A 14063-nucleotide genomic window follows, 5' to 3' on the forward strand; every position below is an offset into this window, starting at 1 on the left:
CCGGTGCAGATCTCCATCCCCCTGCTGCTGGAACTGGGGGTCATTTTGGCCGCGCTGAGCCTGCTCGGGGCACTGGCGCGGCGTTTCGCGCTGTCGCCCATCCCGCTGTACCTCCTGGCCGGACTGGCCCTGGGCGAGGGAGGCATCGCGCCGGTTCAGGCGGCCGGGACGTTCGTGGAGACCGGGGCGGGTATCGGGGTGGTGCTGTTGCTGCTGGTGCTCGGGCTTGAGTTCACGGTGCCGGAGTTCACGGTCAGTCTGCACCGTCACCTGCCCTCCGCGCTGGTCGACCTGGTGCTGAACGCGGCCCCCGGAGCAGTGGCGGGATGGCTGCTCGGGCTCGACGCCGCCGGGATCCTCGCGCTCGCCGGCGTGACCTACATTTCCTCCTCGGGCATCATCGCCCGGCTCCTGACCGATCTGCGGCGGATGGGCAACCGGGAAACCCCCGCGGTGCTGTCCGTGCTGGTGCTGGAGGACTTCGCGATGGCCGCCTACCTTCCGCCGCTCGCCGTCGTCGCCGCCGGCGGCACATGGCGGCAGGCACTGCTGGGAGTGCTGCTGGCACTCGGGACAGTGCTGGCCGCGTTCACCGTGTCGTACTGGTGGGGGCATCACCTGGGCCGGCTGCTGGGGCATCCGGAGGCCGAGCAACTGCTCCTGCGGGTCCTCGGCGTCACGCTGATCGTCGCCGCTCTCGCCGAGGCCGTCCACGTCTCCGCCGCGGTCGGTGCGTTTCTCGTCGGACTGTCACTCACCGGCGAGACAGCCCAGCGGGCGCGGGAGGTGCTCAGCCCACTGCGGGATCTGTTCGCCGCGGTGTTCTTCCTCGCCATCGGTCTGTCCGTGAGCCCGGCCATGTTGCCTCCGGTGCTGCCCACCGCCCTGCTGCTGGCCCTGGTCACCGCCGTGACGAAAGTGGCCTCCGGCTGGTTTGCCGCGCGGCGGGACGGTGCGGGGCCCCGGGGTCGGCTGCGGGCCGGGACCGCGCTCATCGCCCGGGGCGAATTCTCCATCGTCATCGTCGGCCTGGTGGGAGTACGTCACGACCGGCTCGGCGCCCTCGTGGCTGCCTATGTCCTTCTGCTTGCCGTGGCCGGACCCATGATCACCCGCTTCTCCGGTGCACGCCTGCCGTCCGTAGCCCGCAGGCCGCGCCACGAGGCGACGCCGCAGTGAGCGCTCCCTGCCCGGAACAGCGGTGGCGTGGGCAGGGAGCCTGCTCCATCGTGTGGTGGCGCAGGCGCTTGCCGGCAGCGACGGCGTGCAGGGGCGATCCCGGCGACCGGGCACCCCAGCGACATCAGCGCCGCCCACCAGAACCCCGCGCGACGGCGACCGGACAGTGCGCATGGTGCAGGACGGCCTGGCTGACCGACCCCAGCAGCAGCCCCGCGAACCCCCCACGCCCCCGGGCGCCCACCACCAGCAGCTGTGCCGAACGGCTCGCCTCGATCAGCGCCTCGCGCGTCCGGCCATGCACCACCTGGTGTACCACTGCAACCTCCGGGTACCGCTCCCGGTGCCCGGCGAGCGCCTCGGACACCAGCCGCTCCTCTTCCCTGGCCAGTGCGCCCGGCGGGTTCGCATACGGCACCGCCGCATCCTGCGGCGCGGACAAAGGCGTATTCCACGTAGTCCAGGCGTGCAGCGCCCTCACCGGCGCCTTCCGCAGAGCAGCCTCGGCGAAGGCGAAGTCAACCGCCTGCTCCCCCACGATGGAACCATCGACGCCCACAACCACCGGCCCCGCCTGGTCACCCGCCTCTCGCACGACCAGCACTGGACACTTGCCGTGCGCGGCCAGGTGCACCGCTGTCGATCCCACCAGCAGCCCGACGAACCCGCCCATGCCCCGCGACCCGACGACCACGAGCTGCGCGGTACGCGACTGCGCCTCCAGCACCGACAGCGGCTCCCCTATCACCACCGCATGCGAGACATCCACCTCCGGTGCCACCGACCTGGCACACGCCACCGCCTCCGCCACCAGGTGCTCGACCATGTTCCGGATCCCGCCCTCGGGCGGGCCCAGCGCCGACGGCCCGAGCGGCACGTGCATCGCAGGCCACAGGAACGCGTGCACCACCCGCAGCCCGGCCCTACGCCACCGAGCCTCTCGCGCCGCCGTCTCCACCGCGGCGAGACTCGACGCCGAGCCGTCCACGCCCACGACCACCAAACCGCTCATTGTGGCTCTCACATCCTTAGCATGTGTCGGCGCCTCTCCCTCAGCGTCACCCCGGCGGCATTCCCCTGCCAGGGGGCCGATGGGCTGCCACATCCGGCCATACGGTCCACGGGGCGGACTACTCAGCTCACCCCCTCGGGTGGAGGCGCAAGATCATGAGGTGTGGGGCCGGCCGGTCCGGTGCGGGCTGTGCTGCACAGGCAGGACGTGGACGACCCGTACCGCGTCCGGCGGTACCCGGAACGCACGCCAACTCATTGCAAGCGCACCCTTCTTGATCGGCTTCAACACGCCGATTCCACAGGGAGGGCGGGGATCGGGGGCTGGCGCTCGCTGCCGCGCCGTACGGCCGCCACGAACCGCCGCACCGGTACGGGCTCACCGCGCAGCGGTACCCGTACCACCCGGTCCCGGTGGCCGTCCGGTACCGGCGCCGGCCGCGGCAGCAGACAGATTCCGCAGCCGTGGGCGACCAGGGCCGCGATCGCGGACCCGTCGGCCGCACTGTGCCTCGCCCGCGGGGGTGAACCCGGCGGCCGCAGGCGGCCAGCAGCAGTTGATGCTGATCGGCCGTCCCGTCCGGGTACCCGGCCAGATCCGCGCGGGCCTCCTCCCAGCGCGCGAACAGCGCGTCGGCATGCCCGAGCAGCGCCAGTGCCGCGGGGGTGAGCCGTACCCGGCGGCCCGTCGGCTCCAACAGCTCCAGGCCGATCCGCGCCGCGAGTTGGCGCAGCTGCGCTCGGGGTCGGGCACCGCCGACGGCTGCCGCGCCCTGGTCGCGGTGGTCGGGGGCGCCGCCGTCTCGCGGACCGTCGCCCCGGTGGCGGGCCCGTTGCGCGCCATCGCCGCGGTCATGCTCGGCATGGCGTCGCGGGCCGCCGTACGGGCACCGCGCCACCGGCAACGGGACGACGCGGCCGGCCCGGAGCGGAACCTGCTGGGCCGCCCCGTCCGGGCCTATCTCGCCTTCCTGGTCCTGAGGTTGGTGAACCCCTGGGCGGTCATCTGCTTCTCAGCGCTGGTGCCCGCCGGAGGCGCGGGCACCGGAGCCGGCCCCTCCGTCCCAGCGGTCTTCGTGGCCGCCGTGATCACCGCCTCCGTGAGCCGGCAGCTGTTGCTGGCCGCGGGTGGAGCGCACTGGGCAGGACGCTGACGGCCCACGGGGGCGGGGCGTTACCGCGCTGGTCTCCGCCGCGGTGGTGGCAGCGCCGGCGGTCGGCCTGCTGCTGCCCGGCTGAGCCGCCGTCCCGGCCGTCCCGGCCGGGACGTTTTACGAGCGCGCCGTCCGGTAACCCGGTGCCGTGACAACGAAGAAAGGAGTCACTGATGAGCACCGTGCGGGAGTCCGTCGAGGTTGACGTTCCGCTGAGCACGGCCTACAACCAGTGGACGCAGTTCACCGAGTTCCCGCGGTTCATGGAAGGCGTGGATCGGGTGACCCAGGTGGACGACCGGCACAACCACTGGTCGACCTCCATCGCCGGTGTGCACCGTGAGTTCGACACCGAGATCGTCGACCAGCTCCCCGACGAGCGCATCGCCTGGCGCACGACCTCGGGCGATGTGCGGCAGCAGGGCCTGGTGACATTCCGGCCCCTGGACGCGAGCCATACCGAGGTCAATCTGGCCATCGTCTTCGAACCGACCGGGTTGGCGGAGAAGGCCGCGGACATGACCGGGACGCTCGACCGCCGGATCAAGGGAGATCTGCACCGGTTCAAGGACTTCATCGAACACCGGGGCCAGGAAGAGGGCGGCTGGCGGGGCCGTATCAACCCCGGCTGACTCCCCGGCGTCCGTACGGTGACGACGGCAGCCGGGCTGACCGGGAGCCCGCGCGTCAACGCGCGGGCTCCCGTGTGCCCGGACCGGCGGTCGTCGCACTGCTCCCCCGAACGGGGATGGCGCGCAGCAAGCGCGGCAGATGCGTCGGCGCGATGTACAGGACCGTCGAGACGCACAACAACGTCCACCCGACGAACCGGACCCAGTGGGTGTGTTCGTCCTGCGAAGCCATCGAGGAGGACTCACTCGTGAGGGGCGAGTGCGGCAGCCACACGGGCGAGGAGCGCGGCGGGCAGGGCGAACCGGTTGGCGGGGTTGCGGAAGGAGTACTCACCGTCGTTGATACGGAGACCGGCTACAGGCGTGGTCCAGTGTGCGGGACCCCAGAGGCCCTGGTTTTCCAGGAGGGCACCGGCGAGCGGTTCGGGGGCTTCGACACCGGTGCGGGCGCGCAACGCGACTGCCAGACGGTCGGCTGCGTGGTCGGGCAGGGCGTCGTCACCGAGTGCGGGCAGCAGGAGCAGCAGGCGGGCGTGGGCATCGGTGGTGGAGCCACCGGGCAGTGCGTTGTCCGCGGCGGCGACCAGCTCCGGCCAGGACAGGCCGGGGCCCATGAAGCATCCCTCGTCCCGGGCGAGGAGCACGGCTTCCTCCCAGTCGGGGTGGTGCAGGAGGTAGTCGGTGCCTTCGTCGCCCTCGACGGTGCGGTAGACGACGTGGAGGCGGTGGCCGGCGGTGAGCGGGATGGTGAAAGCGGGCCAGTCGGCACGCTGGAACAGTCGGTGCTGGAAGTCCCCGGCCGCGTCGTAGTCCGCGCCGAACAGCAGTTCTTCGGCTTCCTCGCTTTCCGCGCCCTGGGCGCAGTGGGAGAGGTGCCCCAGCCAGAACACGTTCTCGTCCAGGAATTCGGTGCGGTGGGTGAAGGGACCACCCCCGTAGCCCGGTATCCGGACCGGGTGCAGCTCCGCGCTGGTCGTCATGGAGTTCATCATGCCGCTCCTGCCCCGCGGCCGCGGTGCGGACGTTCGGGAGCTTCCTCGCCGCGGCCGACCCGGCCCGTCGACCGGCCGCCCGCGTTCAGTCCTGGTCGGGACCGCCGAGTTCCGATGCGAGTGTCCCGGCCCTCTCCGGAGGGCACATCGCGCGCAGGTGGCCGAGCGCCTCGTGGACGCAGAGGGCGGCGTAGTCGGAGGGGAAGAACCCGCGGGAGAGCAGCACGTTGAAGACCCGGTGCACTCCCTCGTCGCTGAGCCGCCACACCGCCTTGGCGGCTTCCTGTTTGACCTCCGGCGCACAGGTGTGGCCGAGGAGGTCGGCGACGCTGGTGAGGTTCCCGACGTTGTCCCCGGTGAAGGCGTCGCGCAGGCACTGGATGACGACGCTGTCGTCGGGGTGGTGGAGGAATACATCGGTCCAACTGATGTGCAGCAGCTGCTCGGGGTGTTCCCCGCCGTCGACGTGCGCCCGGTACTCGGGGTCGTCCGGCCAGAGGTACGGCAGCGGGCGGCGGCTCAGGAACTCGCTGACGTCGACCCGCCATGGAACCCGGACGGGCATCTCCCTCCACCACTCGCCCGTCCAGCCGGTACCGGGAAGGGTGATCATCCCTTCGCTGTCGGGCCCGTCCGGTTCCGGCATCCACCGCGCGTCCTCGTGCTCGGGTGCCGGGGGCGAGGTGAGCGGTTCTTCCGTCGGCTTCCTCCGGAAGCGCTTGAACAGCATGGGGTCTCCGTAAGGTGTGGTGCGGCCCGGGGCCTTCAGGCTCCGACGTGGATATGCGCTGCCCACAGGAACGGGGTCGCCGCCCTGGTGAGGGGGCCCGGCAGGTCCTGCCCGTCGCGTACGGCGAGGAGTGCGCGATGCAGCGCGTACGCGGCGCGGCGGGTGTCCAGGCCGCCCTCCGCGGTGCGCAGATGGGCGTAGAAGCGGTCGGCGATGGCGACGCAGAGCCGGTCGTCGACCTCCCAGAGGGTGCCGACGACCCGCGGGAAGCCCGCGACCTGGAAGGCCGAGGCGAGATGGAGGGCCTCGTCGAGGAAGGCCCCGTGGGTGACGGTCGCGGTGCGGCAGGCCGACAGGTAGGCGAGCTGGGCACGGTCGAGGACGACGGGAGCGAGGGCGGCGACGGTGAGGGGGTCACGCTCGTGGTCCTGGAGCAGCAGACGGCTGAGGGAGGGGTCCGTGGCATCGCTGTGACCGTGGCAGGCGAAGTGGGCGACGGGACAGTCCGGCAGCCGCTTCAGCACATCGGCCTTGACCGGCACGGCCGGATCGGCTCCGCCGTCGAGGGCCACCACATCGGGGAGATGCCGTCGGAGCACGGCGACTTCCTCGCTCACGTGGTGCAGGCGGCCTCCTCCCGGCATGCCGGGGGTGACGGGCATCGCGACGCCGAGGGCGCGGGGGATCCCGGCCGGGGAGATGTCCGTGGCGGGGGCGTGTGCGCGGGCGTGGTGGAGTGCGCGGACGCTGGGTGTGTAGGAGGACACCACGCGGTCCATGACCGTACGGGGTGCGGTGCCGTCCGTGGCCTCGGTGTGGTGGCCGGCGGCGTGCAGCGGTAACAGGCTCAGCAGGCCGCTCGGCACCCACCACAGCCGGGGCCAGGTGTCCGGCTCCCCCGTCGGCCGGTGCCGGAACTCCAGCCGCTCCAGGACGGGTCCGGCCGCGGCGTCCCACAGCCACTCCATGACCTCGCGCAAGCGGCCCTGGGCCGCGCGGCGCTCGGTGCTGTCGCTGCCCGCCACCGCTCCGTGCACGGCGCCGTGGAAGGCGTCCGTCCTGGCGATCACGCTCTCGAAATCGAGTGCGGGGAGCGGGACGGCCGACACACCGTCGCGGGTCAGCAGGAGGGCGTGGCTGCCGTACGTACTGACGTTGAGCACCACCAGCGGGCCGTGCTCCGCCGCGGTCATCAGGTCTTCCGGGGTGGGCGGCAGGGCGAAGGAGGCGAATCCGCGGCGGGCGCGGATCTCGGCGAGGGTGGCGGCGAACTCGGCGGCGAGAGCCGGTCGGTTCAGCGCGGCGGGCGGCTCCGTTGCCGGGGCACCGGAGTGGGCCGGGGAGCCGCCGTCGGCGGGCAGCTGGGGCACGAGGAGCGCGGGCGGCGGCTGGTCGAGGCGGTCTCGCAGGTCGAGGAATCGGGCGGCGAGCCCGGGGTGGCGCCTGCGGAGTTCCGACAGGTCGTCCCGGGCGTCGAGCGCCTGGCCGATGAGGACGGTCCGTCCGGTCTCCAGAAGCCGCAGGGCGCGCAGGGCGGGGTCCTGGGTGCCGGACCGCCGCGGAGCGGAGAGGACGAGAGCCGCGGCATCACCGGCCAGTCGGCGGGCATCGCCGAGCGCGTGCTGCTGGTCGCCGCGTGCCAGGCGCCGGTGGCTGACCTCGGGGAGCAGCAGGACCGCCGCTTCCAGGACGTCGGCGGCGAGGGCGGGGTCCGTGGGGGCGATGAGTTCGGCCGCGCTCCGTGCGGCGCCGACGCGGTGGGAGGCCGGTGCGGACTCCGCTCCCGCCGCCTCGGTGAAGGCGGCGATGGCCGCCTCCAGGTCCGCCTCGGCCGCGAAGTGCTCGTACCGGGTCCTCAGCGCGCCTCCGAGGTTGCCGAGGAACTTCGCCCGTTCGGGATGGTGGGCGGGGATGAGTGCGACGCTGTCCCGGCCGACGGTGACGGCCTCGTCCACGTCCGGTCTCCCGCCGGTCCGTCGGAACCGCAGGGTCAGGGCGTAGGCGAGGTTCGAGAGGTAGCGCGGGAGCTCGGTGTCCCGCCGCGGGGTGAGCTGGACGGCGCGTTGGGCCGCGTCGATGGCGTCGTCGAGGTCGGACGGCAGATCGGTCTGCTGAAAACGTGCCACCAGCGCCGCCGCGAGGTTGGCCAGACGTGACGTCAACTGGTCCTCGTGGACGGTCGCCGCCACCGCCTCGCGGCAGAACCGGACCGCTTCCTCCAGGTCGGCGTCGTGGTCCGTGCGCTCGTAACGGGTCCACAGCAGCATGCCGAGGAAGGCGAGCGGACTGGCACGGTCCACGGGGTCGCGGGACGCGGCTGCCAGGTCCGCGCGCGAGAGGGCGATCGCCTCGCCCAGGTCGTCCATGGATCCGGTGTGCCGGAACCGTACGTACAGCGTCTCGATCAGGACGACGGACTGACGGAGGGCGCCACGGGTTCCCGTGGGGAGGAGCGGGAGGGAGTCGCGGCCGACCGCGATCGCCTCGTCCAGGTCGGCGAGTTCTCCCACCTGTTCGAAGCGGCTGCGCAGGGCCTGGCAGAAGGTGGTGAGACAGGCGCCCCTGACCTCGGGCGGGGCGGACGAGGGCGTGGCCTCGGCGGCTTCGCGGGAGCGGGTGACCGCCTCGTCGAGGAAGGTCGTACGGCCGCTGTGCAGCGACCGCAGAGCGAGGGTGTTCACCAGGTGGGCCAGGTATCCGGGGCGCTCGGGATGGTGAAGGGGGGCCAGGTCGATCGCCTCGCGGCCCAGCACGAGCGCCTCCTCGATGTCCGCGTCCGGGCCTCCCCGCTGGTACCGGAGTGTCAGCCGGTTCATGAGATTGATGAGGAACGGTGGCCGCACGGTGGGGTGGGTCACGGTCAGTGCGACGGCCTCGCGCCCGAGGGCGATGGATTCTTCCAGGTCCGCGTGCGCACCGTCGCGTTCGTACCGCAGCAGCAGGGCGTTGCCCGCGTCGGTCAGGCAGGCCAGCTGATGGACGCCGGTGGCCGGTTCGGCCCTGACGGCCCGTCGGGCGAAGGAGACGGCCTCGTCCAGGGCCTCCGGTCGCCCGGTTCTGAGGTGGAGCGAGGTCAGCCCGTCCGTGAGATTGGCCAGAGCTCCCTTGCGTCCGGAGGACCGGGGCTGGCTCAGTGCGAGCGCGGTACGTGCCAGGTCGACCGACTCTTCCAGGTCCGCCAGGGATCCCGTCCACTGGTATCGCCGGTGCAGCGCGGAGCCCAGGTTGGTGAGCGAGGCCTCGACGTCGGAGGAGCCGGTGGGCGGGAGCGCGACGGCCTCGCGGCCCAGTGCGATGGCCTGTTCGAGATCGGCGGTCCGCCCGCTCTGCTCGAAGCGCTCGGTGAGGACGGCGCCGAGGACCGAGAGATAGCCCGCGTTGGCGGGGGCGAGGGCGACGGCCTCCCGCCCGGCGGCCACGGCCTCGTCCAGATCCGCCAGGGCGCCGGTCCGCGCGTTGCGCGCATGCAGCATGACCTGAAGGTCGTACAGCAGACTCGCACGGTCCGCATGGCGCCGCGGAGCCCGCGCCACCGCCGTGCGGTAGGCGGCAACAGCCTCGTCCAAGTCCGCCGTGGCGCCGGTCCGGTCGAATCGCTCCCATGCCTCGCTCCCGCGCCGAACCCAGTCCTCCGGCCCCTTGCGGCCGTGACCACCGCTGAACGACTTCCACCGCATTCGGCACCTCGTCCCCTCGTACCCATGTCACACTGCATGTTGGAGCCTGGTGTGCGCTGCATCACTATAGGGAGGACGTGTTGAGTGACGGCCCCGGCCGGCCGGCCGTTCGCACAGCCAACGCCGTGGCGTACGTCTGCCAGAACCTGGAACAGCTCCGATCACAGCTGCTCGAGGGGCAGTTGGGCGACGACGGACCGCTGGATCGGCTCCTCGCGGCGGTGCGTTCGGGCGGGGAGGTCGACGGGGCGCTGGAGCATCTGCATCTGCTGCTCCAGGCGGACGGCGACGCCCGCGGTGTGCACGCGCTCGACGGCGCGGAGGACGGCGCCCGCGGACTCGGGGACGGTGGGCTGCCCGGCGGCCCGGGTCTGCACCAGGTGACCGGGCTGACCCGCGGCGCGGCACCGGGCCCGGCCGACATCGTCTACTTGTGTCCGGCGCACCGGTGTGCGCGTTCCTGGGTTCCGCACCCGACCGTGCCTCTGCCGCGCTGTGCCATCACCGGCCAACCGCTGCGACGGGACCGTCTGTAGCCATGGGCGGTCTGCTCTCCGAACTCGGGAAGAAGCTCGCCGAACGCTGGCTGTCACTCCTCGTCCTGCCGGGCGCCCTCTACCTCGCCGTCCTGGGCACGGCGGCGCTGCTCGGCCATGGCCACGCCGTCGACCCGCACCAGCTGACCGAGCGGATCTCGGCGGCGGCGGAGGCCCGGGCGGTCGGCACCTTCGGCGGGCAGGTCGTGGTCCTCGGCGCCGTGCTGGCCGGCTCCGCCGGGGCGGGGCTCGCCGCGCAGGCGCTGGGCTCACTCGTGGAGCGCATCTGCCTGGGCGCCGGCTGGCGCGCCTGGCCACGCCCGTTGCGCGCCCCGGCCCGGCTGCGCGTCGAGCGCCGTCGGCAACGCTGGACCACAGCCGCCCAGGGCTACCACCGGCTGCTGACGGAGGCTCGGCGCGCCCGCGGCCGGGGCGAGCGCGGCGACCCCACCGCGCGGTGGGCGGCCCACCTCGCCATGACCCGTGTCGCGGCGGAACTCCCCGACCGCCCCACCTGGAGCGGCGATCGCATCCACAGCGTGTCCGCCCGTCTGGAGCGGGTCCACCGGCTCGATCTGGCCACGGTGTGGCCGTACTTGTGGCTCATCCTGCCCGAACCGACCCGTGCGGAGATCTCCGCGGCACGCCAGTCCCTGTACCGTGGCAGCACCCTCACCGCATGGGCCCTGCTGTACCTTCCGGTCGCCGGACGGTGGTGGCCCGCCGCTCTCATCAGCCTCACCCTGGCCCTCGCGGGCCGGTCCCGCACCCGTGCCGCCGCGGACAACTACGCCCTGCTGCTGGAGGCCGCGGCCCGGCTGCACGGCGGCGAGCTCGCCCTGCGCCTCGGCCTCACCTCCGCGCTCCCGGGGCCCGCCGCACCCCCGGGGCCCGCCGTCCTGCCGGGTCCCGCATGCCCGCCCGACGACGCGGACGATGTCGACGGCACCGGGCCCACGCCCCTCACGCCGGACGTCGGCGACGCTCTCACGCGCGCGTTGTACGTACCGCCTCCCGCACCACCGCCCGCTGCCGACTAGCTCACCCCTGACCGAAGGACGAAGGATCCCCATGGTGTCGCGATGGACACAGCAGTTGCTGGACGAGGCGACCGCACTGATGTCGGCGCATCGCTACCGATCGGCCCTGGAACGGCTGCTGGTCGTCTTCGACGTCTACCCCGACCTGCCGGAGGCACGGCAACTGGCCAGCGCATTGATCTACGCCGGGGCCCGTACGACGAGTGAAGCCGCTCCCGACGAACAGCTCGGTACCAGGCAGCTGTTCGACACCCGCCTGAACGCGGTGTTCTGCGCCTGTGAAGCGCCGGGATGCGGGGTGTCCTGGGTGAGCGCCCACCACCTGCTGGACGGCCACAGGGGCGGCGCGATGATCAGCAATCCGATGGGCGGATGCTGCGAGGACTGCGGTGTCACCTTGTGCAAACGCCATGCGCGATCCGCCGGGCACGGCCTGGACTGTCCGCGCTGCGGCCGGCAGCTGGACCACGCTCCCGCGCCGAACGGACGGCGGCAGTCCGCCCAGACCGAGCGCCTCAACAAGCGGCTGGTCCATGTGATCGTGCTGGTCGAAGGGAAGAAGCCGCCGTCGGCGGAGTTCATGACAGGGCTCTGCGAGAGCGTGATGCCCGACGTGTTCGAGGGCAGTCCCCGGATCACCGGCAATCACTACCGGAAATTCACGGCGGACGAAGGCCGGACGGAGGCCGTGTTCCACGCCGGAGCGATGGAGTCGGCCTACCTCACGGACGACTACGACCTGCGGATCTACCCCGGCAAACAAGCCGGCCGACGCGGCCGGCGCTGGGTGATCGCCAAGGTCTTCGAGAACCGGCCCAAGCACATCGACCCCGAGCACCCGTCGGCGGGCCCATGACCGGCCGGTGCCCGCGTCTCACGCGGACCGGGCCGCGCTGCCGACCGTGTGCATATGCCGGAGCCCCTGCCGGTACGAGTCGAGCAGCCCGGTCTGGGCGTACGACAGCCCCAGGGTGCGGCAGTGCTGTTGGACCAGAGGCTGTGCGAGCTTCAGATGGGGCCGGGGCAGGTGGGGGAAGAGGTGGTGTTCGATCTGGTAGTTCAGCCCGCCGAGCAGCCAGTCCGTGAGCGGCCCGCCGCGGACGTTCCGCGAGGTCAGGACCTGGCGGCGCAGATGGCCCCAGCGCTCGCCCGCCGGATCGGGCATCTCCATGCCCTTGTGGTTGGGCGCGAAGGCCATTCCCAGGTGGAGCCCGAACAGCGCCTGGTGCAGCAGGGCGAATACGACGGCCTTGCCCACCGGCAGGCAGGTCAGCAGCAGAGCGCCATAACCGATCGCGTGCAGCGCCAGCAGCACCCCTTCGACGGCCCGTTCACGCACCGGCTGCCGCCGCAGGTCCTGGACACTGCTCACCTTCAGCGCGAGCCCTTCGAGGAGCAGCATCGGGAAGAACAGCCGGGCCTGGTGGCGGGTCACCCAGCGGGCGAACCCCCGGCGTACGGCGGCCTGTTCCGCTGTCCACACCAGGGCGCCGACACCGACGTCGGGGTCCTTCTCGATGTGATTGGGGTTGGCGTGATGCCGGTTGTGCTTGTCGTTCCACCACGCGTAGCTCATACCCAGCAGCAGGTTGCCGTGGATGAGTCCGATGACCCGGTTCGCCCGGCGGCCGACGGTGATCTGGGCGTGCCCGGCGTCGTGGCCGACGAAGGCGGTGCGGGCGGACAGGACCGCGAGCGGCGGGGCGAGCAGCAGTGTCCACCAGGTGTCCCCGGCGAGGACGATCGCTGTCACCACGGCGGCCAGGGCGAGGGCGTTCACGGTGATCATCCGTGTGTACCAGCCTCGGCGGCGCTCCAGCAGCCCCTGGGTCCTGACCGTCCGCAGCAGGGGAGCGAATTCACTCCCTGGCGGCGCGGTGCCGCCGACAGGTGCGGTGGGAACGGACGGCGCGGTGGCCTGGGACATGGAGGGCTCCGGTACTGATGCGGTCGTAACGCTCTGACCTGCCCAAACGTAGGGACTGGGGCCCCACGGCACCATGGCGGCAGCACCCCGGCCGCACGGGGGCCAGCCCCCGGGTTCCGCAGGGGGGCTGGCTACACCTGGCCGGTCCGGGCGCCCCGACCGGCCTGGTGTGTGTGGGCCCCGGCTCAGCCGTTCAGGAAGGAGCTGGGCCGGTACTGGCGCGGATCACCAGCTCCGGGTCGAACAGCAGCTCACCGGTGGGGACATCGCGATTGCTGACCAGGGCCAGCACCGTGCGGCCGACTTCCAGCGACAGCCGGTCGGCGGGCTGACGCACCGTGGTGAGCGGGGGGTCCACAAACTCGGTGATCATCGACCCGTCGTATCCCACCACCGAGATGTCGCCGGGCACCGAGCGGCCCTGGCGTCGCACCCCGCGGATGGCGCCGAGCGCCATGTAGTCACTCGCCGCGACGATCGCGGTGGCACCGAGGCCGAGGAGGGTGGTGGCGGCCGACTGGCCGCCCTCGACGGTGTACGACTGCCGGATCACCCAGCGCTCGGGGTCCTCGATGCCGCGCTTCGCCATGGCCGTCAGGAAACCCTCGACCCGCTTGTCGGCCGGGTGGTTGCCCACCGGGCCGGAGGCCATGCCGATCCTGCGGTGTCCGAACCGGTGGAGGTGGTCGACGGCCAGTTCGGCGGCCAGGAGGTCATCGGTGGAGAAGACCGGCGCGGGCACTCCGTCCGCGAACTCCCCGTTGATGGCCACGTATGGGATGCGACGCGTCCGCAGCATCCCGTAGGTCTCGAGGTCCGCTCCCTCGACGGTGTTCGACGCGGAGAGGAACACCACCGCCGCGATGCCCTTGTCCACCAGGGAGGCGATGAAGTCGCGCTCCTGGACACCGCCGGGGAACGCGGGACACACCACCGTCTTCAGGCCGTGGGGTGCGAGCGAGGACTCGATCCGCTCGGCCACGTCCGCGAAGAACGGATTGGAGACGTGCTCGGTGAGCAGCGCGACCAGCTGGCCTTGGGTCGGGCGTTCGTAGCCGAGCTCGGCCATGGCCTGCTCGACGGTGTCGCGGGTCTTCTTGGAGACGCCCGGCCGCCGGTTGATCACACGGCTGACGGTCGCCTCGCTGACCCCTGCCCGCGTGGCGACCTCGGTGATCCCCACCT

The 14063-nt window shown here is 72.2% G+C and carries 13 protein-coding genes; 6 read left to right on the forward strand and 7 right to left on the reverse strand.

Annotated features, from left to right (window positions below):
• Nucleotides 1–3: 3 nt before the first annotated feature.
• Nucleotides 4–1179, forward strand: coding sequence for a cation:proton antiporter (locus tag HUT19_RS02745; RefSeq protein WP_176178882.1), 1176 nt, complete (start codon nt 4–6; stop codon nt 1177–1179).
• Between the two features lie 124 nt (nt 1180–1303).
• Here the strand turns inward: HUT19_RS02745 and HUT19_RS02750 are convergent, their stop codons facing one another.
• Together HUT19_RS02750 and HUT19_RS42720 are read right to left on the reverse strand one after the other, a co-directional pair.
• On the reverse strand, nt 1304–2191 hold the full coding sequence (locus HUT19_RS02750) for a universal stress protein (RefSeq protein ID WP_176178883.1): 888 nt from the start codon (nt 2189–2191) through the stop codon (nt 1304–1306).
• A gap of 284 nt (nt 2192–2475) precedes the next feature.
• Complete coding sequence (locus tag HUT19_RS42720; protein ID WP_368661741.1) at nt 2476–2808, reverse strand: LysR substrate-binding domain-containing protein; 333 nt, start codon at nt 2806–2808, stop codon at nt 2476–2478.
• Between HUT19_RS42720 and HUT19_RS42725 the strand changes: the two genes are divergently transcribed.
• Both HUT19_RS42725 and HUT19_RS02765 read left to right on the forward strand, forming a co-directional pair.
• A complete protein-coding gene (locus tag HUT19_RS42725) occupies nt 2715–3344 on the forward strand; it encodes a hypothetical protein (protein WP_254885401.1) in 630 nt (209 codons plus the stop codon). The genes HUT19_RS42720 and HUT19_RS42725 overlap by 94 nt on opposite strands.
• Nucleotides 3345–3517: 173 nt before the next feature.
• On the forward strand, nt 3518–3976 hold the full coding sequence (locus HUT19_RS02765) for an SRPBCC family protein (protein ID WP_176178885.1): 459 nt from the start codon (nt 3518–3520) through the stop codon (nt 3974–3976).
• Nucleotides 3977–4218: 242 nt separating this feature from the next.
• Here HUT19_RS02765 and HUT19_RS02770 read toward each other — a convergent pair whose 3' ends face one another.
• The 3 genes from HUT19_RS02770 to HUT19_RS02780 all read right to left on the reverse strand — a co-directional run bounded on the left by HUT19_RS02770 (nt 4219) and on the right by HUT19_RS02780 (nt 9375).
• Entirely contained in the window at nt 4219–4956 is a 738-nt protein-coding gene (locus HUT19_RS02770) for a hypothetical protein (RefSeq protein ID WP_254885402.1), read from the reverse strand.
• A gap of 97 nt (nt 4957–5053) precedes the next feature.
• Complete coding sequence (locus tag HUT19_RS02775; protein ID WP_176178887.1) at nt 5054–5698, reverse strand: hypothetical protein; 645 nt, start codon at nt 5696–5698, stop codon at nt 5054–5056.
• A gap of 35 nt (nt 5699–5733) precedes the next feature.
• A complete protein-coding gene (locus tag HUT19_RS02780) occupies nt 5734–9375 on the reverse strand; it encodes a CHAT domain-containing protein (protein WP_176178888.1) in 3642 nt (1213 codons plus the stop codon).
• Nucleotides 9376–9455: 80 nt separating this feature from the next.
• On the opposite strand from HUT19_RS02780, the gene HUT19_RS02785 reads away from it, so the two are divergent.
• Genes HUT19_RS02785 through HUT19_RS02795 form a run of 3 tightly spaced genes read left to right on the forward strand, consistent with a single transcriptional unit; the run spans nt 9456 to nt 11807 of the window.
• Nucleotides 9456–9911: a hypothetical protein gene (locus HUT19_RS02785; RefSeq protein ID WP_217712237.1), complete on the forward strand. Its 456-nt coding sequence runs from the start codon at nt 9456–9458 to the stop codon at nt 9909–9911.
• A gap of 2 nt (nt 9912–9913) precedes the next feature.
• On the forward strand, nt 9914–10951 hold the full coding sequence (locus tag HUT19_RS02790; protein WP_176178890.1) for a hypothetical protein: 1038 nt from the start codon (nt 9914–9916) through the stop codon (nt 10949–10951).
• A gap of 31 nt (nt 10952–10982) precedes the next feature.
• On the forward strand, nt 10983–11807 hold the full coding sequence (locus HUT19_RS02795) for a hypothetical protein (RefSeq protein WP_176178891.1): 825 nt from the start codon (nt 10983–10985) through the stop codon (nt 11805–11807).
• An 18-nt stretch (nt 11808–11825) separates the two neighbouring features.
• On the opposite strand, the gene HUT19_RS02800 is transcribed toward HUT19_RS02795, so the two are convergent.
• Both HUT19_RS02800 and HUT19_RS02805 read right to left on the reverse strand, forming a co-directional pair.
• Nucleotides 11826–12878, reverse strand: coding sequence for an acyl-CoA desaturase (locus HUT19_RS02800; RefSeq protein ID WP_176178892.1), 1053 nt, complete (start codon nt 12876–12878; stop codon nt 11826–11828).
• Nucleotides 12879–13071: 193 nt separating this feature from the next.
• Nucleotides 13072–14061, reverse strand: a complete 990-nt coding sequence (locus tag HUT19_RS02805; protein WP_254885403.1) for a LacI family DNA-binding transcriptional regulator — start codon at nt 14059–14061, stop codon at nt 13072–13074.
• Between the last annotated feature and the right edge of the window lie 2 nt (nt 14062–14063).

It is taken from the genome of Streptomyces sp. NA02950 (genome assembly GCF_013364155.1).
In the GTDB taxonomy this organism is placed as follows: Bacteria; Actinomycetota; Actinomycetes; order Streptomycetales; family Streptomycetaceae; genus Streptomyces.